Origin of the sequence: Timaviella obliquedivisa GSE-PSE-MK23-08B, from assembly GCA_019358855.1 — a bacterium.
GTDB lineage: Bacteria > Cyanobacteriota > Cyanobacteriia > Elainellales > Elainellaceae > Timaviella > Timaviella obliquedivisa.
In genome coordinates this window covers 93,548-115,688 of the sequence record JAHHII010000009.1, presented here as the reverse complement: position 1 = coordinate 115,688, position 22,141 = coordinate 93,548, and the positions used below count along the sequence as shown (strand labels likewise).

General features: G+C 48.7%; 19 protein-coding genes. 8 read left to right on the top strand and 11 right to left on the bottom strand.

The window, feature by feature from the left end:
• Positions 1-153 precede the first annotated feature (153 nt).
• The 3 genes from KME11_16335 (at position 154) to KME11_16325 (ending at position 3,983) form a co-directional block, all read left to right on the top strand.
• Positions 154-2,106 (top strand): AMP-binding protein, encoded by a 1,953-nt coding sequence (locus KME11_16335; GenBank protein ID MBW4516779.1) that lies wholly within the window; start codon positions 154-156, stop codon positions 2,104-2,106.
• Between the two features lie 141 nt (positions 2,107-2,247).
• Positions 2,248-2,697 (top strand): YlqD family protein, encoded by a 450-nt coding sequence (locus tag KME11_16330; protein ID MBW4516778.1) that lies wholly within the window; start codon positions 2,248-2,250, stop codon positions 2,695-2,697.
• A gap of 2 nt (positions 2,698-2,699) precedes the next feature.
• Positions 2,700-3,983, top strand: coding sequence for a 2-oxo acid dehydrogenase subunit E2 (locus KME11_16325; GenBank protein MBW4516777.1), 1,284 nt, complete (start codon positions 2,700-2,702; stop codon positions 3,981-3,983).
• Positions 3,984-4,036: 53 nt separating this feature from the next.
• On the opposite strand, the gene KME11_16320 is transcribed toward KME11_16325, so the two are convergent.
• The 5 genes from KME11_16320 to KME11_16300 form a co-directional block, all read right to left on the bottom strand.
• A complete protein-coding gene (locus KME11_16320) occupies positions 4,037-5,230 on the bottom strand; it encodes a DUF4336 domain-containing protein (protein MBW4516776.1) in 1,194 nt (397 codons plus the stop codon).
• 81 nt (positions 5,231-5,311) lie between these two features.
• Positions 5,312-5,893: a hypothetical protein gene (locus KME11_16315; protein ID MBW4516775.1), complete on the bottom strand. Its 582-nt coding sequence runs from the start codon at positions 5,891-5,893 to the stop codon at positions 5,312-5,314.
• 20 nt (positions 5,894-5,913) lie between these two features.
• Positions 5,914-7,152: a type II secretion system F family protein gene (locus KME11_16310; GenBank protein ID MBW4516774.1), complete on the bottom strand. Its 1,239-nt coding sequence runs from the start codon at positions 7,150-7,152 to the stop codon at positions 5,914-5,916.
• A gap of 25 nt (positions 7,153-7,177) precedes the next feature.
• Positions 7,178-8,284 (bottom strand): type IV pilus twitching motility protein PilT, encoded by a 1,107-nt coding sequence (locus KME11_16305; protein ID MBW4516773.1) that lies wholly within the window; start codon positions 8,282-8,284, stop codon positions 7,178-7,180.
• Positions 8,285-8,362: 78 nt separating this feature from the next.
• The gene (locus KME11_16300; protein MBW4516772.1) at positions 8,363-10,366 is read right to left on the bottom strand and encodes a GspE/PulE family protein; all 2,004 of its coding nucleotides are present in this window, start codon (positions 10,364-10,366) and stop codon (positions 8,363-8,365) included.
• Positions 10,367-10,534: 168 nt separating this feature from the next.
• Between KME11_16300 and KME11_16295 the strand changes: the two genes are divergently transcribed.
• Positions 10,535-11,140, top strand: coding sequence for a hypothetical protein (locus KME11_16295; protein MBW4516771.1), 606 nt, complete (start codon positions 10,535-10,537; stop codon positions 11,138-11,140).
• A 33-nt stretch (positions 11,141-11,173) separates the two neighbouring features.
• On the opposite strand, the gene KME11_16290 is transcribed toward KME11_16295, so the two are convergent.
• The 3 genes from KME11_16290 to leuS all read right to left on the bottom strand — a co-directional run bounded on the left by KME11_16290 (position 11,174) and on the right by leuS (position 15,719).
• On the bottom strand, positions 11,174-12,319 hold the full coding sequence (locus KME11_16290; GenBank protein ID MBW4516770.1) for a serine hydrolase: 1,146 nt from the start codon (positions 12,317-12,319) through the stop codon (positions 11,174-11,176).
• A 65-nt stretch (positions 12,320-12,384) separates the two neighbouring features.
• On the bottom strand, positions 12,385-13,122 hold the full coding sequence (locus KME11_16285; protein ID MBW4516769.1) for a hypothetical protein: 738 nt from the start codon (positions 13,120-13,122) through the stop codon (positions 12,385-12,387).
• Between the two features lie 17 nt (positions 13,123-13,139).
• The gene (gene leuS / locus KME11_16280; protein MBW4516768.1) at positions 13,140-15,719 is read right to left on the bottom strand and encodes a leucine--tRNA ligase; all 2,580 of its coding nucleotides are present in this window, start codon (positions 15,717-15,719) and stop codon (positions 13,140-13,142) included.
• Positions 15,720-15,928: 209 nt separating this feature from the next.
• Between leuS and KME11_16275 the strand changes: the two genes are divergently transcribed.
• Positions 15,929-17,686, top strand: coding sequence for a hypothetical protein (locus KME11_16275; GenBank protein ID MBW4516767.1), 1,758 nt, complete (start codon positions 15,929-15,931; stop codon positions 17,684-17,686).
• Positions 17,687-17,753: 67 nt separating this feature from the next.
• Positions 17,754-18,542 (top strand): hypothetical protein, encoded by a 789-nt coding sequence (locus KME11_16270; protein ID MBW4516766.1) that lies wholly within the window; start codon positions 17,754-17,756, stop codon positions 18,540-18,542.
• 39 nt (positions 18,543-18,581) lie between these two features.
• On the opposite strand, the gene KME11_16265 is transcribed toward KME11_16270, so the two are convergent.
• On the bottom strand, positions 18,582-19,637 hold the full coding sequence (locus KME11_16265) for a DNA cytosine methyltransferase (GenBank protein MBW4516765.1): 1,056 nt from the start codon (positions 19,635-19,637) through the stop codon (positions 18,582-18,584).
• 231 nt (positions 19,638-19,868) lie between these two features.
• On the opposite strand from KME11_16265, the gene KME11_16260 reads away from it, so the two are divergent.
• Both KME11_16260 and KME11_16255 read left to right on the top strand, forming a co-directional pair.
• Positions 19,869-20,078: a hypothetical protein gene (locus tag KME11_16260; GenBank protein MBW4516764.1), complete on the top strand. Its 210-nt coding sequence runs from the start codon at positions 19,869-19,871 to the stop codon at positions 20,076-20,078.
• 19 nt (positions 20,079-20,097) lie between these two features.
• On the top strand, positions 20,098-20,505 hold the full coding sequence (locus KME11_16255; GenBank protein MBW4516763.1) for a gamma-glutamylcyclotransferase: 408 nt from the start codon (positions 20,098-20,100) through the stop codon (positions 20,503-20,505).
• Between the two features lie 44 nt (positions 20,506-20,549).
• Here the strand turns inward: KME11_16255 and KME11_16250 are convergent, their stop codons facing one another.
• Together KME11_16250 and KME11_16245 are read right to left on the bottom strand one after the other, a co-directional pair.
• Complete coding sequence (locus KME11_16250; GenBank protein ID MBW4516762.1) at positions 20,550-21,119, bottom strand: zf-HC2 domain-containing protein; 570 nt, start codon at positions 21,117-21,119, stop codon at positions 20,550-20,552.
• 150 nt (positions 21,120-21,269) lie between these two features.
• Positions 21,270-21,932 carry a sigma-70 family RNA polymerase sigma factor gene (locus KME11_16245; protein MBW4516761.1) on the bottom strand — a complete coding sequence of 221 codons (663 nt, stop codon included), beginning with the start codon at positions 21,930-21,932 and terminating at the stop codon, positions 21,270-21,272.
• Positions 21,933-22,141: the final 209 nt, after the last annotated feature.

Genomic DNA, 22,141 nt, shown 5'->3' with positions numbered 1-22,141 from the left:
TGGATTGACAAATTGTTGACTGTCCATCTCAATTGCTTATTCTAGTGCGTCAAGCCGTAGGCTATGAGTAGTTCTGATAGCGATTCATCTAGATATTTTAGACATCTACACAATTTTCTTAATACTGCTTTCTACAATTAGGAGATAAACATCATGGCTGCTGCGGGTTCTACTTCGAGAGGTCACGTGTCAACTTCCCCCATAGACTATCAACATGTTCAGTCTTTACCTCAGCTTTGGGCGATCGCTGCCCAAAAATTTGCCCCCATCACAGCAGTCCATGATCCACACTCCCAGCCCGTTGTAAAGCTCACCTATGCCGAACTTTACCAGCAAATCCAGCAATTTGCCGCTGGCTTACAATCTTTGGGGATTCCTGCCAGTGCTCCATCGGATGAACCCTCTAGCGTGCCGCCTCGGGTGGCGCTGATTTCAGACAACTGTCCTCGGTGGCTCGTGGCAGATCAAGGGGTCATGCTGGCGGGTGCAGTCAATGTAGTCCGGAGTTCGCAGGCAGAAGGGGAGGAACTGCGGTTTATTTTGAATAACAGCGGGGCGATCGCGCTCATTGTTGAAAACCTTGCCACCTTTAAAAGACTTCGTCCCAGTCTCACCGATTTACCGCTCCAGTTCGTGATCTTTTTGACTGACGAAACTTTCTCCGAAGAATCCTTCAAGATCCTGAAGTTCTCGGAAGTCCTGGCATTGGGAGAAACCACGGCTCTTCAACCCGTCACCCAGACCCGCAATACCCTGGCAACCCTGATGTACACCTCTGGCACATCGGGAACCCCCAAAGGCGTGATGTTAAGCCATGGAAACTTGGTGACGCAAGTAACTTCTGCTGCCACTGTTGTTTTGCCTCAACCCGGCGATCGCGTCCTCAGCATTCTCCCCATTTGGCATTGCTACGAGCGGACGTTTGAATACTTTATCTTTGCCCACGGCTGCACTCAGATTTACACCAACATTCGCCACGTTAAGAAAGATATCAAAGAATTCAAACCTCACTACATGGTGGGTGTGCCGCGTCTGTGGGAGTCAATTTACGAAGGCATTCAAAAACAGTTCCGCGATCAGCCCGCCAAAAAGCAAAAGTTGGTGGAGTTTTTCCTCAAAAACAGTTTGCAGTACATCAAAGCCCGACGGTTGCTGCAAGGACTTGACCTTGAAAACATGAATCCCTCGTTGGCAGACAGACTAACGGCAATGGCGAAACTACCTGCTCTGTGGGCAATTCATCAGGGGGGCGATCGCCTTGTTTACCAGAAAATTCGGGCTGGCACAGGCGGAGAGGTGAAATTTCTGGTCAGCGGCGGCGGCTCGATCGCTGAATTTCTTGAAGACTTCTTTGAAATCGTTGGCATTAACATTTTGGGAGGCTACGGACTCACCGAAACCTCGCCCATTACTAATGTCCGCCGCCCCTCGGCAAACCTGCGAGGTGCCGATGGTCAGCCCTTCCCCGATACCGAAATTCGGATTGTTGATCTGGAGAGCCGCAAAACGCTTTCTCCAGGCAAGCAAGGCTTAGTGCTAATTCGGGGCCCGCAGGTGATGCAGGGCTACTACAACAACCCAGAGGCAACGGCAAAAGCGATCGACCCTGAAGGCTGGTTTAACACTGGAGACTTAGGCATGGTGCTGGGTGCGGGGCATTTGGTCATTACCGGACGGGCAAAAGACACGATCGTGCTGACCAATGGCGAAAACATTGAGCCGCAGCCGATTGAAGATGCTTGCCTGCGGAGTGCCTACGTCGATCAACTCATGCTGGTGGGACAAGATCAGCGATCGCTCGGCGCACTGATCGTTCCTAACCTAGAAGCCTTGCAAAAATGGGCAGAAGCCAATCATCCTAGTGCTCTTACTGCCGATGGCTCGGTGGATATTAAGAACAAGGCGATCGAAGATTTGTTTCGTCAAGAATTAACCCGCGAAATCAAAGATCGCCCTGGCTATCGTCCTGACGATCGGGTAGGGCCTTTCCGGCTGCTGACAGAAGCCTTTTCCATTGACAATGGACTGCTGACCCAAACCCTCAAAATCCGCCGCCCCGTTGTGGCGGAACGCTATCGCGGTATGATTGACGAGATGTTTGCTTAAGCGACTTGCCCAGACTATTGCCCAAATTATTTACCTAGGTTGTTTGTTCAAAATTGGGTGCATTCCATTAGCGCTTTATTTAAGTAAGCAATGACTTTTGCCCTCCTCTGACCCCTTGTTCACTTTTTTAGCCGAGTATTCATGGAAGTTTCTCAGTCTCACCTCCTCCTCAAAAGAGCCGTCAACATTAAGGTTATTGTCACTCCTCGCTGGAAAGAGGAAGTGCAAGAACAATTGCAAACCCAGATTAATCAGCTTGACGGTCAACTTCAGCAACTCGATGGTCAGGGTCAGCGCATGGTTGCTGAAATGCAAAAACAAGGCGGTCAATCTTCTGACCCTATGGTGATGCAGCAGGTTTCTAACATTCAGGTGCAAGTTAACCAAAAGAAAAGCGAAATCCTGGAAAAGAAAAATCAGATTCTTCAGCAGCTTCAGCAAGTACAGCTTCTTGAGATGGATCAAGAAGTCGGACAAGGACAAATTGAAGGGCTTTTCCGAGTAGAAACTGGCGATAACCTGATCAGCAAAATGCAGGTTGAAGTCTTGTTGCGGGATGGGGTTGTCCAAGAAATTCGTGGAGATCTATAGTCATGATTAGTGAAGTGTTCATGCCTGCCCTTAGTTCTACGATGACTGAAGGCAAAATTGTTTCGTGGGTCAAGGCACCTGGAGACAAAATTGAGAAGGGCGAAACGGTGGTGGTGGTTGAGTCTGACAAGGCAGATATGGATGTGGAGTCCTTTTACGAAGGCTACTTAGCGACCATTATGATTCCTGCCGGAGAGTCGGCAGCCGTTGGAGCGGCGATCGCCCTAATTGCTGAAACTGAAGCCGAAATTGACACTGCTATTCAACAAGCTAGCCAAGCCTCAGCACCCGCCGCCGCTTCTGCTCCGATCGCTGCTCCAGTTGCCGTTGCTGCCGTAGCCGACGCCCCCGTCGTTCAAAACGGTAGAACGGTTGCTTCTCCCCGTGCCCGTAAGTTGGCAAAAGATCTCCGAGTTGACTTGAACACGTTAAAGGGAAGTGGCCCACACGGACGAGTTGTGGCAGAAGATGTGGAAGCTGCTGTCGGAAAGACGGCTCCTCCTGTAGCTGTTCCGACTGTTGCTCCAACGAGCGCTCCAACGATCGCTCCTGCTCCAGTTGCGGCGGCGATCGCCTCTTCTGCTAGATCTGTGGCTCCTGCTTCTACCCAACCGGGACAAATCATCCCCTTCAACACTCTGCAAAATGCAGTTGTGCGGAACATGATGGCAAGCTTGCAGGTTCCCACTTACCGCGTGGGCTACACCATTAGCACCGATGGCTTAGACAAGCTCTACAAGCAAATTAAGTCTAAGGGCGTTACTATGACTGCCCTCTTGGCAAAAGCAGTGGCTATGACGCTGCAAAAGCATCCTCTGCTTCACGCCTACTACACCGAGCAAGGCGCGGCTCATCGCACAGCAATCAATGTTGCAGTGGCGGTGGCAATGGACGATGGTGGATTGATTACGCCAGTCTTGCAAAACGCCGACCAAGTCGATATTTATACCCTGTCGCGCACTTGGCGAGATTTGGTCGAACGATCGCGCTCTAAGCAACTTCAGCCGGATGAATATAGCTCTGGAGGCTTCACACTCTCTAATTTAGGAATGTTTGGGGTCGATCGCTTTGATGCTATTCTGCCTCCTGGTCAAGGTTCTATTCTGGCGATCGGGGCATCGCGTCCTCAAGTGGTGGCAATGCCCGATGGCATGATGGGCATCAAGCAGCAAATGCAGGTCAACATTACCTGCGATCATCGCATTATCTACGGTGCCGATGCTGCTGCATTCCTCCAAGATCTCGCTAAATTGATTGAAACGAATGCCCAATCATTAACCCTGTAGACTGCTGGCTTAAAAGCTTTGTGGAATGAGTCAGATGCTTGTTCCACGAGACTTTAAACTTTTTCTTTTGGTGATGGCGAGATTCTCCATCGCGTCAGTCCTCGATCTATTTCTTGTAACAACTCAAAGTCTTCAGGCAAAAGGGGATGGGTCGGATTAGATCGCCTCTCTAAAAAAGTGAACGCTTGCCGAAATTCTTGAGGACTTGCCATGATAGGCGAGTCAAAATGGCAGGGAATAATTCGCTGAAAGTTCCACTGGCTAACCCGATCAGCCCACTCTAAGGTTTCTTTGGGCGATCGGTTCAAAATCAAGGTCTGCAAAATTGGGGCAACCAATAAGCGCCCCTTGCCTCGCAATGCCTCAAACGATCGCTGCCAATCTTCTCGCCACCGAAAGGGAAATATCCCAAAATAAGCTTTCCTAGAGCGATCGTACGCCTTACTGGCATCTTTGAACGCCTGACTTAGGGCGATCGGTTCCAACACACTGGGGCGGAAGTAAAAAGCGAAGAGTGAAATGCGCTGCCATCCCTTACGGAAAGTTGCTTCATTCGCTTCAACCCGGTCGAATGCCTGATCCTTAGCATGAAACATCAGGGCATCTGGGTTAAGCCGGACGATCGCGGGGGGAACTTCAGGCACCACTAAAACGGTGTCGGTGACGAGCAGGGTTTGCGATCGGCGATCAAAAAAAGCGACCTCTCCAAACGTCCCTAGCCCTAAGTCGATCGTCAAAATGGCATAGTCAAACTGCGTCCCAAAGGGTGCTTCATGGCTCTGCTCAGGCAAAACATGAGTTCGTCCGATTGGAAAACCCAACCAACTCAGCGGCAAACTAATGGGAAAACTCCACTGATTTGGAGCAACATACACCTGAGCCTGGGGAAATTTCCTGGCAAACGGCCCTACAAAGACTTTGTGTTCCAACCCCGAAACTGTAGGCAAAATGATATATTTTACTCCTCCATGCTGCACCACCAACTCTTGTAGTAGGCGAATGCATTCAGGTGTCGGGGCAACTGGGGCATAGATTAATAGACCGCCCTCATCAAGCCGCACTGCGGTCATGCGAATGGGTACCGCTACATACAAAATGCCCTGAAGCTGGTCAAACGTCCAAATTCTATCTTTGACAACTTCGGTGCAGAGGGTACGCCGTTGACTATAAGGATACAGGGGAACCGTGAACCAAAATCGCCATGACCAATCTCGGTGGTTGTTCACCCGATCGCTTAGTTCTGTCATGGGCGTTGCTCCTCAGTCCTGTCCTGTCATCCTAGCAAAGTTGCTCGTAGGCATCCTTCTAGTGTCTCATGGCAATCGCCCTTATTCTTCTGTGCCCAATGTTGAAGCCGGAGCGGAGGTAGGAGCTAGTGCAAACTCATTTTCAGAATAAACAGCCTGCGTCACAAATGGCAAACTTGCGCCCCGTAGCCCCCGCTTGATTCGCTCTGGCGTTTCTGGAAAAATGACAAACAAAGGATAGGTTTCCTCTGCCGCCTCGCTAAGAATATGTTGGTACTGCTCGGGCATCTGCCATTCATAGCCTTTGTTCAGATAAATTTGGGTTTGCCGCCAACGTCCTAAAAAATCTGAAAAGTCTTCTGATGGGCGATGAATGAATACTAAAATATCGCCCCCAGTTTTAATTTTCCATTCTGGGTCGCACATTAAAATCGCCACATCACAAGGAAGACGAAACATTTCGCCGGTTTCCCCTGTCGTTGCCGACTTAGCCCTGCGAATCCGCACGAGCGGTAAGGGCACCGTAATCACGCTCTCCTCAGGACGGCGCATACTAGGAATCATTTCTAGGTAAGGACGAAACTCTTTAAGGAGAGCGATCGCCCCTAAATAATCGCTGTATTCAGCTAGTAACTCTTCGTAATCCGCTTGTTTAACAGTCATATTTTAGAGTCAGCCAGGCTTTAGCCTTTAATCGCATCCATAATTCCAAAAATGGGCAAATACATTGCCACCAGAATCGAACCTACCATTCCCCCCAACACCACGATCATGATCGGTTCAATCAGGCTGGTAATGCCTTTAACGGCTTGCTCCACTTCGTCTTCATAGAAGTCAGCCACCTTCATCAGCATGGTATCAATTTCTCCCGTTTCTTCCCCAATGCTAATCATTTGAATCGCCATGATTGGGAAAACGTGCTCTCGTTGTAACGCCAGACTAATCATGCCCCCGGTTTGCACTTCCTTTCGGGCTTCGTCAACGGCATTAGAAATCACCTGATTCCCCGCTGTATCTCGCACAATTTCTAGTGCCGTCAAAATTGGTACGCCCGATCGGGACAAGGCACCAAACGTACGACAGAAACGAGCCGTAGCAGTTTTCTGAATTAGGTCACCAAATAAAGGCATTTTGAGGAAGAAGCCATCCATTGTGACCCGCCCGATATCTGTGCTGTAGTAGCGCTGGTAAGCAAAGACGAGAAAAACGATCGCGGCAATTAGAATCGCCATGTAAAGCGGCGTTCTCAAAAAGTCGCTAATCCCAATCATGAACGCTGTAAAAGGCGGCAACTTTGCATCCAACTCCTTAAAGATATTGGCGAAAATCGGCAATAAGAAAATACACATTCCTAAAAAGATGGTGACCGCAATGAAACCCACAGCAACCGGATATGTGAGTGCCGACTTAATTTGATTTTGCAGGCGGGCAACATCTTCTAACAATTTTGCTAGACGATTCATCACTTCATCTAGAACCCCCCCCACTTCTCCAGCTTCCACCATGCTGACGTATAGATTGTCAAAGCACTGGGGATGCTTACGCATAGAATCAGATAAGTTAACCCCCTGCTGCACATCAGCACTAATACCCTGAAGGGCTTTTTTAAGCTTGGGATTAGGGCACTGGTCAGACAAAATTCCTAACCCTCTCACCATTGCCACACCAGCGTTAATTAACACTGCAAACTGGCGGGAGAAAACGGCTTTATCCTTAACCGTCACACTGACCATTGAGTTCTGGATCTCTTGAAAGTCCAGAGAGCTTAGTTTTTTTACCAGCCCTTGATCTTCCTTAAGCTCTTGAACAAACAAGCCCCTTTCTCGCAGAGCAGTCCGAGCTTCACCCGGTGACTCTGCACTAATTTTCTCTTTTCTAGGGTTTCCTTTCGTATCTCTGGCTGTAACAACATAGGTAGGCATGACTTAAAACCGCTGAAGAGATTGATTACTTAGCTGCAACTCCGGGCTTAGACCCAACCGGGGGGCCAATCAGACGCTGTAATTCATCAGGTCTAGAAGTCCTTGACATTGCCGATTCAAAGGAGATAGTGCCTGCCTTGTATTGGTCAGCCAGGACTTTTTCAAGCGTGACCATGCCCAATTTACCCCCAGTTTGAATGGCTGAGTAAATCTGCGAAGTCTTTCCTTCTCGAATTAGGTTAGAGATGGCGGGGGTAATGATCATGATTTCTTGAGCCATGACCCGACCAAACTCACCAGGTTTAGGATTTTTCTTAGGAACGAGTGTTTGGCTGAAGACAGCAACCAGGGAGTTGGAAAGCTGCACCCTAACCTGAGTTTGCCGCTCGGAGGGAAATACATCGATCATCCGGTCTACAGTCTGCGATGCGGAACTGGTGTGCAGTGTGCCAAAAACTAGGTGTCCCGTTTCTGCGGCAGAAATTGCCAGGGAGATAGTTTCTAAGTCTCGCATTTCACCCACCAGAATGATGTCTGGATCTTCCCGAAGGGCAGCTTTGAGCGCGTTCGCAAAACTTTTGGTATCTTCGCCCAGTTGCCGTTGGTGAATCAGGCTCTTGATCGGTTCGTAGACAAACTCGATCGGGTCTTCAACCGTTAGAATATGCTCGGCTCTGGTGCGGTTGATCAGGTCAATCATTGCTGCGAGGGTAGTGGTTTTGCCGGAACCTGTTGGCCCTGTGACTAGAATCAGCCCTCTCGGTTTTTCAGACATTTCTCGGACAATATCGGGGAGTCCTAACTTGTCGAAGTTGGGAATTTTGGAACTGAGTGCCCGCAGACAGGCGGCATAGGTGCCTCGGTCTTTGTAAACGTTAACTCGGAAGCGGGCGAGACCTTTAACTCCATAGGAGCAGTCTAGTTCCCAGTTTTGCTCTAGGGCTTTGCGCTGGTTGTTGTTGAGCATACTGAAGATTAGGCGCTGGCACTCTTCGGAGGTCATGGGTTCGTCGCCAATGGGTTTTAGGTGCCCGCTGACCCGGAAGTAGGGAGGCAGTCCTGCTGAGAGGTGCAAGTCGGAGCCACCCATTTCAACCAGTTGCTCCATCAAGTCTTCGATCATTAATTCCATGTCAGTTTCTCCTGCAAAATAAGGCGGCTAAAATCAGGTCGCTATTGAGTGGTGTACGTTCTAGAAGTCTTGATAGATTTAGTCTTGGAACCGGGACGTAGTGCAGTAAGGGCATTCCAGCCACTCTTGTTTGAGTTCGGCGGTGCAACAGCGACAGGTGAGGGAGCTTTTGCGCTTAGCTTTGAGTTCGGCTTGTAATCCGGTGTCGGTGAAAGTGACGCGATCGACTTCTTCTAAGGTCGTAGAGCCTTGGCGAACCAGATCGAGGCTATAGGCGAGAAGAGTTTTCATGCCTTCTTCAACGGCTGCTTCTTTGATATGTTCGGTGGGTGCGCCTTGAGTAATCAGGGCTTGTACTCTCTCGGTGACTCGCATCACTTCGTAAACGCCGCAGCGTCCTTTATAGCCCACGCCTTTGCAGGTGGTGCAAAGAGTGTTGCTGGCGATCGCCTGCTGTGTCGCTTCAGGCGTTAGAGAATTGGCTTTATAAAGCATCATTCCAGCATCAGAAGAACTGGAAAGCCCGTATCGCCCTAGCTCTTCGGCGGTTGGAGTGTAGGGAACGCGGCATTCTGAACACACCTTTCGCACTAGCCGCTGTGCCAGTACGCCAATGAGTGAGCTAGAAACCATGAAGGACTCTACGCCCATTTCATCTAAACGAGCGACAGCACTGGCTGCGTCGTTGGTGTGTAGAGTGGTTAAGACCAGGTGCCCTGTCAGTGCAGCTTCGATCGCCGTTTTGGCAGTTTCTTTATCTCGCGTTTCACCCACTAGAATCACGTCTGGATCTTGCCGCAAGAACGCCCGCAGAATGGAAGCAAAATCCATGCCTTTTTCTCGAATGACCTGGACTTGGGTTAAACCGGGCAAGGAATACTCGATCGGATCTTCGGCAGTGCTGATGTTAACACCAGGGTCGTTGCGTTCTGCAAGCGCCGAGTAAAGCGTGGTGGTTTTGCCCGATCCGGTAGGTCCTGTGACCAGAATAAGACCAAACGGACGAGACACCATTTCTTGAACGATGTGGAGCGTGTCCATATCGGTAATGAGCTTGTCGAGTCCAAGTTGGGTGGTAGAGTTGTCGAGAATTCGGAGTACAACTTTTTCGCCGTAGCGACTGGGTAGTGTGTTGACTCGGAAGTCCACCTTTCGTCCGTCAAAGATCCGCCGAATCCGACCGTCTTGGGGCATCCGACGTTCGGCAATATCCAGATTAGAAATGATTTTGAAGCGGGCAGTCACTGCCTGGATGATTTTCTTAGGCAGTGGGTCGAATGCCTCGCGGAGAACGCCATCTTTGCGGAAGCGGATGCGCAGGTATTCTTCTTGAGGTTCAATGTGAATATCTGAAACGCCTTCTTGGAGAGCTTTGACTAGAATCTTGTTGGCAAGGGCAATGACAGGGGCAGCATCGGCATCAGCAAGAGCGGCATCGAGGTTGGATTCTGCATCGTCAGCAGGTTCTTCCAGATCCATGTAGTCGAGGCTTTCGAGATCTGACTTGACATCGACCTTGGCATGAAACTCGATTTCTCTTTGTTTCTCGTCTCGTTCATCTAAAAACTGAGAAATTAGGCGCTGATAGTCTTCTGCAGTGATGACCATGCGCTGTAAGCTCAACCCTTGAGGGCGAAGGATGCGGTTGAGGTCGTCTTGGGCTGCAAGGTCGTCGGGGTTAACCATTGCCACCAGCACAGAGGGCGGCTCGTCGTCGTTGCGGGAGAGAGGAATGAGGCGGTAGCGACGACATACATCTACGGGGATGAGCCCATCGATCAACTGGGTCAGTTGATTGGAGCTAATCTGGCTAATTTCGGGGTCGAGGGATTCAACGCCGTAGAGAATTTTGAGTTCAAAGAGCTGTTGCTTTTTGTATTGGCGCAGCAGATCGGGGGGCAGTTGTTGCCCTGTAATCATTGCTAGTACGTCAGTCAGGGGTCTTCCTGTTTTGCGGCTATCGACCAAGGCTTGTTGCATCTGTTCCTTGCTGGCATAGCCAGATTGGATCAGCTTGTTATTGAACGGCGAAAAGTTGTGTTGTACGACCAGGGCACGCCGCTGAGACGAGGAATTAGTCATAGCTGAGGCAAGTGTTTGATTACAGTTAGGTTGATTGTTCCCAGAATGCTTTGCCAAACTCACCTGGGAAAATCAGCAATCTATTCTGGTAGCACAATTGCCAGAATCCAGGCTTTCGCTATCCTAATGTGTAGATTGAACTTACTCTTACACCCCCACGATGCCTCTATGTTGTCGCAACTTGTGAGTCCAATGGTTCGTACTCAAATTCGTCTACTTGCTAACAGTCAGGCGACTCGTTCAACGCTGATGACGACGATCGCCCAGTGGCTTGGCTTCTTGGGCGTTCAGGCGCATGTGACGCATTTGGACACGGCAACGAATCAGATTCAGGTTTGTTTGACGGTGGGGAAGCCGATCGCTTGTGAGGCACAGGACTGGCAGAAGATTTTGACAAATTTAGATCAGGGAAAGGCGATCGCTTCGAGTGATCCGCAAGGGGTCGCCCCATCTTCAGCTTCGATGATGACTGAACAGCAAGAGCGCAAGCTTCAACGACTGTTAGCGTACATGATTCAGGCGGGAGAACCGGATGCGAATTGGGAGGGGCTGGCTCCGCAGTTGCAAAGGCTAGGATTTGAGGAAGGAATGCTGCTGGGAATTAGGGCAGCATTAAAAGTACCGCAGTCGTTGGAGATTTTGATAGAGGGATTAGACCCAGATGTGGCGGCGATCGCTCTTTCCAAAGCGGTTGGCATTGCGCTGTTAGATCGGCAGGTGAATTCCCACGAAGATAAAGCATTAACAGCATTATTAGAAGCAATGAAAGGATAATCTCTTGTAACTTGCTTACCTCTTTATTACGGGTTACTGGGCGCGCAATCCTTCAAGGATGCCGCTGTAAAGAGTCAGGAAACTGGTTTCGTCTAGAACTGCATCTGGGTTATTCCAAGTTGCAGAAACGCAGTAAGTTTTTCCACTGAGAGAAACTAACGAGGTGGTGAGATTGATCACCCCAGGTTCAGAGCCGCCTTTAAAGGAAACGCGCTGCCAGTGAGCAGGATTCACTAAGCCACCTCCTGGATTGACGCTCATGAGTGGCAAGTCTGCAACCTTTTGCATTAACTCACAGAGTTCGCGGGGAGAGAAAAACCACTCTACGTCTAGGAGAATGGGCTGACCTTCAAATACGCTGGCATCTGGGAGGGGCGCGGACGCAAGTTCAGTTAAAACTTGGTTTTTTTGCTGAATGTTGCCCGTTTGATAGCGCTTGAGCAACGCCTCATTATCAGGATTTTTAAGGGCGAAGAATTCTCGTGTGGTTAGGAAGGGACGGTTACGGGCAGCGAAAGGAGCGACCCCTTGCGGGTAACTCGAAGAGATCGCCTCTCTTCCCAGTGAATGAATTAAGGTATCAGTGGCAGTATTATCGCTTTGAGAAATCATGAGCGTTGCTAAAGTTTGCACCGTCAGAAGCGCACCATCGAACCAGGTTTGTAGAATGCCGCTCGGTAGGCTTTTGTCTTCAGGTCGGAGTTCTACAACGTCACGCCAAGAGCGATCGCCTCTCTCGATCTGTTCCCGTAAGGCAGCGAGGACGGCAAGTTTGAAGGCGGAACCTACGGCAAGGGGTTGATCGGCATTATGGGCGGCGAGTTCGGTATCGCCTTCGACGATCAGCAGATTGGTTTGACCGGGGAGGGCTTGGAGTTGTTTAATGGCTTCAGTTGGGGCGATCGCATCTGAACGAGGCTGCAATAACAGTCCAGTAATTTGCCCTGCCTCGTTAAGCGAGACTTGAGCTAATAACTTTCCCTTATCAAACTGAACTAAATACCCCTCATTGTCAGGTTGAACCGACTTATAAGCCCCCAGCAAGGTCTGAAACTCTGTAACAATCTGCTCGACTTGAGTCAACGGCACCTGACTGAGGAAGGAGTCTGCGAACCATTCAGCTTTTGGTGACGGAGAGGTAAAGAGACGTTCTAAAGCCGCGACTGGAGTAATCTTCATAGAATTGACTAAAGCAGGCTGGGTTTGAGCAAACAGAATGGGGATGAACACCATGTGAACCTTCTCTACTCTCTAAACTGCAAATTCTCTAAAATCACCGCCGATCGCGGCTCAAAGCCATCTGCATATTCTGCCGGATAGTGGGTTAGAACGTAGAACGCCTTGCCTTTATCTTCCCCAATATAGATTGCGCCGATCGCCATTTCTGCGGCAGTGCCTTGAGATGGCTGCTGATAAGTGAGCTTCTCTTTTGCCCACGAGTAGCTGATGACATCCGTGCGATCGACTAGCTCCCACTGGTTGTTTGCCATGATACCTTTATCTCCCAGAATTAACTGTCGAATGTCTTCAACGCTATTCAGTGAACTCGGTAGAAACATTTGGACGTAAGCATTCTCATCCTTCCTGCCCGTAGGACTGTAGTAAAACTGAATGCCCTGTCCTTCAACTGAGCCACCCTTCAATTCACCCTCCAATTTACTAACATTGCTCTGAAAGTCTTTTTCTGGCACATAGGTTGTAAATGGTAGAGCGGCTAGGTCAAATAGCTTGAGTTGAACTTCTACTGGCTGTCCTTCAATGCTCAAAGGAATGACTCGACTTTCAGGCTGGAATGGTTCTGAACCTGGGTTCGCGGCACTGGCTGCACCAGATGGCAGCAGAGATGCACTGGGGCTTTGAGTCGGGGAGCTAGGTGGATTAAGGCTCTCGAAAAAGGGCAAGGTACAAGCGGTCAGGGCTGAAGCGATCGCAGTTGATAACACAGCCTTAACCCATAAATAATTGGTATTTCGCGGTTTCATGCCAATGTTTCCTGGTGTTATCCGAGCACAAAGTTCACCAGTTTTCCAGGTACAACAATCACTTTTTTAATCTCTTTTTCAGCAAGATGACGCTGAGCGAGTTCAGAGTCGCGGGCATATTGTTCTAAGGCTTCTTTGTCGGCTTGGGCAGGTACCTGGATGGTTCCCCGTGTTTTGCCCATAACCTGGATCACTAGCGAAATCTCATCTACGACTAATGCAGCGGGATCAAAGATGCACCAAGGTTGATGATGGACTGAATCAGCATATCCTAAACTCTGCCAAAGTTCTTCTGCCATATGAGGAGCAAAGGGGGCAAGGAGTTTGAGTAAGGTTTGAATGCCTTCGGTGTAAACAGGAGAGTCTTTGCAAGGAGCATCGGTCAGGGCATTGCTGAGTTTCATTAACTCGGAAACAGCGGTGTTGAACTGATAGTCATTTGCTAAGTCTTCGGTGATTTGTTGAATCGCGTTATGGATGGCGTAACGCAGTTCTTTCTCAGGCTTGGTGAGGTCTGCGATCGCCTTCTTCGTACTTGCTCCTCGTTCAGAAAAATCTGCGACCAACCGCCAAACTCGGTTAAGGAACCGCGATTGCCCTTCTACATCGGCTTCATCCCACTCTAGATCTTTTTCGGGCGGCGCTTTGAAGAGAATAAACATCCGGGCGGTGTCTGCGCCATATTTGTTGATCACATCATCGGGTGAAACGCCGTTGTATTTGGATTTAGACATGGTTTTGAAAGACCCGACTAATGGCTCCCCCGTTTCAGGATCTTTAGGGTCTTTAGGGTCAACCAAGGCGGAAGGAATCCATTGGGCGTTGCCGCTTTTGTTGGGATTCATATAAGTCCAGCCTTGAACCATGCCTTGAGTTAGCAGACGCTGGAAGGGTTCATCGAAATTGAGGAAGCCGCGATCGCGCAGGAACTTGGTAAAAAACCGCGAATACAGCAAGTGTAAAATGGCGTGTTCAATGCCACCAACATATTGATCCACAGGCATCCAATCATTCACCACTGCCGGATTGCCCAACTGTTGCGCGTTCCTAGCATCGGGGTAGCGTAGGAAATACCAGGACGAGTCAATAAAGGTATCCATCGTATCGGTTTCCCGCTTTGCCGGAGTGCCACAGGTAGGGCAAGACACGTTAACCCAAGACTCTAGCTGAGCCAAGGGGGAAGCCCCTTTCCCAGAAAAATCAACTTCTTCGGGTAAAACAATCGGCAACTCTGCTTCAGGAACTGCCACAATGCCGCAATTGGGACAATGGACGACTGGAATTGGCACGCCCCAATAGCGCTGCCGAGAAATCAGCCAGTCCCGCAACCGATAAGTTGAGGTGCCTTTGCCTTTGCCTTGGGCTTCTAGCCAAGCGATCGCCACTTCAACACTTTGACCCGCTGCCTTACCGGCTGCAACGCCATCCAGTGCCGCTGAATTAACCATCATACCGTCACCTGGATAGGCTTCAGTCATAGTTGCGCCGTCTAGCGCTTGGTCAGCGGGCTGCACCACTGCTCGAATGGGGAGGTTAAACTTTCTGGCGAACTCAAAATCGCGCTGGTCATGAGCGGGGACTGCCATAATGGCTCCGGTGCCATAGCCCATCAACACGTAGTCGGCAATCCAAATAGGAATCCTCTCGTTGTTAACCGGATTGATCGCATAACTGCCCGTCCAAACCCCTGTTTTTTCGCGGTTCTCAGCCGTGCGTTCAATGTCGGTTTCTGCCGCAGTTGCGGTTTTGTAAGCTTGGATGGCAGTAGCCTGTTCATCCGTAGTTAGCTTTTCCACCAAGGGATGCTCAGGCGACAGCACCATAAACGTTGCCCCCCAAAGCGTATCGGGGCGAGTGGTGAAAATGGGCAACTCATCCCCCGCCTCGGTTGTAAAGACGACCTGTGCCCCAGTAGATTTGCCAATCCAATTTTCTTGCATGACCTTCACCCGATCGGGCCATCCATCCAATTGATCCAAGTCTTTGAGCAACTGCTCGGCGTAATCAGTGATTTTGAGAAACCACTGGCGAAGTAAACGCTTTTCGACCAAAGCGCCCGATCGCCAGGCTCGTCCTGCGCTATCGACCTGTTCATTAGCCAGCACAGTTTGATCAACCGGATCCCAATTAACCGCTGCCTCTTTTTGGTACGCCAAACCCGATTTGAAGAATTCCAAGAAAATCCACTGTGTCCAGCGATAGTAATCAGGAGAGCAAGTCGCCACCTCCCGATCCCAGTCGTAGGACAAACCCAGCCGCTTTAGCTCGGTTTTCATCTGAGCAATGTTTTGGTAAGTCCACTGTGCTGGATGACTGTTTTGCTTAATGGCAGCATTTTCGGCGGGTAAGCCAAAGGCATCCCAGCCCATTGGGTGCAATACCCGATAGCCCTGCATTCGGCGGGTGCGGGCAATTACGTCTGTAATAGTATAGTTCCGGACATGTCCCATGTGCAGATTGCCGGACGGGTAGGGAAACATGGACAGCGCGTAGAACTTAGGCTTGTCGATCGCTTCGGGAGTTTTGTCCATCCCTTGCTCTGCCCAAAATTGTTGCCACTTTTCCTCAATTTCTGCCGGATTGTAACGGGACTCCACGGAAAACGCTCCTCATTAACTTGCTGACGAGATTGGTCATAAACCATTCTAAGCGTTTAGCTTCAACAGTTCTCAGAAGGTTTTCGGTTGGGGGTAAGAAGTAAGCTCAATGATTGCTAGGGCAAATAGGCTGCGACAGTTGTTTCATAATGAATATTTTTGATGAATCCCTCACCCGATAAACTGGAAAGGCACTATTGCGATCGCCCATGCTCTTCCCCCGTTTGCGTCAACTTTTCACCACTTCTAGTAACAAAGCACTGGAACGATTTTGGCTAGGCTTAAGTCTTACCTTCGCTGCTTATTACGCCATTTTAGGAATGCGGCAAGCCTTTCAATCGGACTATGTGGTGCAGGATGACGCGCGTGAGTACGTGTTTTGGATGCAGCAGTTTGTTGATCCAGCTTTGTTTCCCAATGATTTAATCGCAGACTATTTCAAATCTATTACGCCATTGGGATATGCGACTGTCTATCAACTGATGGCGCAATTGGGAATAGAGCCACTGACCTTCAGCAAACTTTTGCCGATCGCCTTAGCCTTAGCGCTAACAGTTTATGGATTCAAAGTCAGTCTCCAGCTTTTCCCAATTCCGGCGGCTGGGTTTGTGGCGATGCAGTTGCTCAATCAAGGGCTATGGCTGCGGGAAGATTTGGCGGCGGCGGCTCCTCGCTCTTTTGCTACGCCTCTATTACTGGCGTTTTTGCATTACTTGCTGCGCGGCTCTTGGCGATCGCTCACTCTCGTCATTATCCTGCAAGCCCTCTTCTACCCACCCCTCCTGTTCATTTCCTTGGGCATTCTCTTCGTTCGCCTCGCCCGCTGGAAAGGTTGGCTGCCCAGCTTGACGCGGCGACCCTTGCGGTATCTGCGAAGCAGCGCGCTTTTCACATTTGCCATCATCACTGGGCTAGGATTTCTTGCCATGCTGCCCTACATGATTACCTCTTCGGAATTTACCCCCACTGTCACTGCTGCCCAAGCCCGTACCATGCCTGAACTCTATCCAGGCGGTAGGCATCCATTTTATGATCCTAATCCTTGGAAGTTTTGGCTAATTGGTTCCAATAGCGGCATTCTGCCTCGGTTTGTGCCGCCCTTGGTGTGGACAGGTTTTCTATTGCCGCTGCTGCTGAAAAAGCCGACTCGATTTCCGCTAGCGGCGCGGGTAAGTCCGGATATTAAAATTCTGCCCCAAATGGCTGCGGTGGCTTTTGGTTTGTATATTGCCGCCCATGCCGTTATTCTCAAATTATTTTTTCCGACGCGCTACACCGGACATACCTGGAGAATTGCGATCGCCCTTGCCGCTGGTATCACCCTCATCCTCGTTCTCGATATGACGTTACGTGCCTGTGAACAAATGGGCGATCGTCCTTTCAAAAGATTTGCAGTCCTCTCATTAGTGGCTGGAATATCTATTGCAGTAGTGTTCTATCCTGCGTTCTTTCGGCACTTTCCTAGAGCGGGCTACATTGTGTCTGGCGAAACTGCACTGTATGAGTTTTTTCAGCAGCAACCTAAAGATATTTTGATTGCAACCCTAGCAGATGAGGCGAGTAATATTCCAACGTTTGCAGGGCGATCGATCCTTGTCGGCAGAGAATATGCCCTGCCCTTCCATCTGGGCTACTACAACCCAATTCGCCAGCGCACCATTGATTTAATCGAGGCACAATACAGCGACGATTTGGGCAAAATCCAGCAGTTTATTCAAAAATATGGCCTCGATTTTTGGGTACTCCACCGAAACACATTTAAGCCCGAGTATCTGACTGCCGAGCCAAAAAGCTGGCTCAGGAGCTTTCAACCTGCCTTCACAGAAGCGCTGGCTGGATTAGAAAATGGAAAAGTCTCAGCCCTATCAAAACTAACTCGGAAGTGCCGTGTGCTAAAAACACCGCAATTAATTGTTCTTGAAGCAAATTGCTTGCTCAAAAATGGCGACTTGCGCGATCGGAAATAAAGCTCTTCTACACCCCTGAGCTAGGATTACTCTTACTCAAGCCTGGGCTAGTAGAAGGAGAGAAGATATGGCAGGTAATGAAATAGAAGTTTGCAAATTTCTATTCTCGAATATTGGCAAAATTTATTTGAGTCACATTGGTCATGTTGTGGAAGTCGCGGCTCCTATTTCGAGTAGCGATCGCTATGTGCCGATTCAGTGTCTAGAAGATTTCTCTCAGATCTCCACTTCCCACTCAGACAAGAAAGCAGATATTTATCTCAATGGTCAGGGTGTTTCCATTAAGCAAATGGGAGGAAGTTTTTCATTTAACCGTTTGCAAAGAAAGAATTTATTTACTTTATATACAAATTTGAGCCTGTCTTATCCCGAAACAATCATTACCACTATGGATGAAGAAGTCCACAAGTTTCATCAAGGGTTACTTCTCAGGAGAAATCAACCCTGGCAAAAATTTTTTGTAGAGCAAGATTTCAAAACGCTAATGCAGTTTTTAATGTTGGAGGCTAGCCCTAATCTCGGCTCGTCAAAGCATCCAGCAGAGTTTATCTTAGAGGCATCCCAACCAATTAAACATCAAGACGATCTAACACTCTACTCATTTGATGAATATTTTGAGCGATATAAACAAAAGCTTGAAATATCTATTAGAAGGCAATGGATCGGTCAAGAAAGCAATTCTGAACACAGCAGAGCCTTAGGGATATCTAGAAATCTGGATAATGCACCCTGGGTTTTTGACAATGTAGCTGGAGTGCCCCTCCCTCATAAGATCACTCAAAAAATATGGAGAGACGATTTTCCTGAATCTGATCGAAAAACAGTATATTTCTTAATGATCGAAAAGAAAAAATAATATTTAATTAAGTGATCTGAAGACTCAGTTGCTTTTGGATTAAATGATCTGAAGACTCAGTTGCTTTTGGGTTTTTGTAGGTTTGCGATCGCCTTGATGCTCTACGAACAAATCCTGATAAATCGCATCAGCTAGCGCATAGCCTAAATTCACAGGGACAGCATTTCCAATCATCTTATAAGCTGCACTAAGATCTTTATAGTGAAAAATAAAATCGTCAGGAAAAGTTTGTATCCTTGCACATTCTCTAACAGAGAGCCTTCTATAGGGAAAAGGTGAATTTTCATCAAAAACAAACTTATCTTTCTCAGTAAATAGCATCTTGTTTGCTTGAGGGTGTAGTGGTGCGTGTCTGCCTCCTGCCTGAATAGTGAACGAAGGTTCATCCCACGATCGCACTCGATTTCGTGACATATAAATGCTCGAAAAGCCTCCAATCATGTATTCATGATTAGGCAATAGACAGGCTTTGGCGTTGGTCTTATTGGTTGCGAGGGCGGGTATCGCCGTATTCCGCAAATCCCAGATAGCATCTTCAAGCGTGAGAATTGATGTGGAGACATCAACCCAGTCAAAATTAAATTGTTTCTTGAGATCAACATGGTAGCCAATGAAGATCACCCGTTTTCGTTCTTGTGGGACGTTGTGGTTCATGGCATTGAGCAATTTAAAGGAAACTGTGTAACCCGCTTCCTCAAACGCCGAGACAATATTTTGAATAGCTCGACTATGTTTTTCATGCAGCATTCCAGACACATTTTCAGCCAGGAAAAAGCGAGGCTGTTTATCTTTCAAAATCCGAACATACTCTAAAAATAATCTGCCCCGATCATCCTCGATCCCTCGCTGAGAACCTGCTTCGCTCCAGCTTTGGCAAGGAGGTCCGCCAATAATGCCAACACAATCAGGAATTTCCCCTGACTTGATTTTCCGAATGTCTCTTCTGTCTAAAAAGGTGTCGAGATGATTGGCTTCATAGGTCGCCCAAATATCTTTGTCATATTCATTAGCCCAGGTGAGATGAAAATCTGCTTTCAGGAACCCTAAATCGAGTCCACCGCAACCTGAAAATAGGGAAACAATATTTCGGTTCATAGAAGAAAATCGGTAGCAGGATGAAAGAAGCGATTATCGAGACAGATTGTCTTAGGAGCAATGCTCATTTTAGAAGCGTGAGAGAAATTTTACTCCAGCCCTTAAATTACTGACTCTGACAGTACTTTTATTTTAGTATCCTAAAAGCTTAATTGGCTAATTAGCTAATTGTCAATAGAGCTAATTAGATCTTTGAATTATGATGAGAAGCAAACTAGATATACAACGTATATGGCACAAACTCAAAGGAAGCCTGTTTATATTCAACCTGAACATCATGAAATGTTGAGGCAGCTTGCGTACGAACAGCACTGTAACCTGTCTGATGTTCTTGATGCGGTGTTGGAACAGGCAGAGTGGGAAAAGGTTGCAGCGATCGCCAGCACAAAACCTCGGCACAGAGCCGCAGAGAGAGCAGGTCAATACAAAGATAAAGCCTAGAATCTCACGAAGGTAAGCTTTGATAAATATATTTGTCTATGGAACTCTAAAGCCTGGAGAAGCAAACTTCGATCGCTACTGTCAGAAAGCTCTAGAACAAAAAGCCCTAGAAATCCAGGAAGCGATCGCCCACGGAACCCTTTACGCCTTGCCCATGGGCTATCCCGCTATGACTTCCGGCAATTCACTCGTTTATGGGTTCCTGCTCTCCTTCCATGAGCCACAAATCTTGGCAGCACTCGACGAACTAGAAGACTATTGCCCCGATCGCTCCTTTGAGGAAAATGAATACTACCGCCAAAAAATTCAGACGTTTAGCCTGGCTCATCAGCCCCTCGGCAATGCGTGGGTGTATCTGATGGAGCCTGAGAGGGCTAAACGTCTGGGTTTCTTGCTGCCAGAGGGTCGTTGGACGGGGCACGAATGAGCGGAGACGTGTCCCAATCGAGAACAGCTAACTCGTCTACTGAGTTACTCGAAAGGTCGAGGTGAATTGGGAGTTGAAATGGTGGCTTTGGGAATATCAATAATAGGACGATCGAGGGCAATCATTAAGCCGTCGCTAGGGATCACCTGCTGACTGTAAGGGGAAGTTGCAAGCTGCGGGGCAAATTCGCCACGGGGAAGGTTGCTAACAACGGCTCCCACAAATATAGCCGCGATCGCGATACCACCGCTCAAAAAAGCTACTCGCTTGGGCTTGCGCTCAATCCGAGAAACCACTTGTTGAACCGTTTGCTCAACCGTTTGGGCAGGTACTGGAGTGGGTAGCCGACGGACACCTTGCTGCATTTTCAACATGCGGGCGTAAAGCCCCTGCATTTTGGAGTCAGTTTTGAGCCACTCCTCCACTTGACGGCGTTCAGGGGCGGTAACTTCGCCATCTAAGTAGGCACTCAACATTTCAAAGCGATCCCTAGCGGGTAGCCCTTCGGGAGTGCACTTCAAAGAATTGGGTATCTCTGAGAAGGTTTCATTACCGTCTTGCCCACCATGGGAAGAATGCTGTTTAGGTTCGTACTGGTCAAAGTTGGAGGTCATTTTTCAGATTCTCTGTGTTCTGAATCGGGGATGGCTACTTTATGTGAGGTAACACCAATTGATGCGAAGCCTGGTTCAAATCTATATGGATCTGAATCATAGCAAATTGAATTGTCTATCACGGTCTATGACAACACAGTTGGCTAAGAATTAATCCTCTAGATAGCCTTGGAGTTGCTGCTGTAGGCGCAGACGGGCGCGAGCAATGCGAGACTTAACGGTTCCTAAGGAAACGCCAGTAATTTCGGCAATTTCTTCGTAAGCCAGCCCTTCAATTTCGCGCAATACAATGGTAGTGCGGAAGGCTTCGGGGAGGTCAGCGATCGCAGATCTCAACTGCTCGTAGAATTCCTGAGTCGCCAGTTCTTCTGCGGGACCTGCATCATCAGAAGCAATATCCCAACCCATTTCGCCGTCTTCTAAGGTCAGGGGTGCATCTAAGGAAAGAGGAGGCGCGACTCGCTTACGTTTGCGTAACTCGTCGTAAAACAAGTTAGTGGCAATGCGGCTCAGCCATCCGCGAAACTTTTCGGGTTCCTGCAAACGGGTGATATTACGATAGACGCGAATCCAAACTTCTTGTGCTAAGTCTGCGCGATCAGTCCAATCGGGGGCAAGGTGATAAAGCACCTTCTCGATATGGGGATGGTAGCGCCGGATTAGCTCGGCAAAGATGTTTTTGTTAGGACGTAACCCAACCTGACATTGCAAAATCAAATCGTAGTTAGAGAGTTGGTTGACGGGTATCGCAGCCGGGGGGGCGGCGATCGCTTCAACGGCTGACCAAGATGTTGGAAGAGATTGACTACTCATGGACAAAACTGGACTATGAGGGACTCCATTGCTGGTATTGAATGACGCTGGCATGGCTAGGTTGTTCCCTGAGTTGTTACAAAGGTTTGTAGGGGGATTAGAGAATGACTGCTTTAGCCCTGGATCATGCCAGCGTTAATAACAGCAGCATTGCACTGGGGCTTATCCCACATCGATAAAGGTAACGAATAAGCATGTACCTCACACTA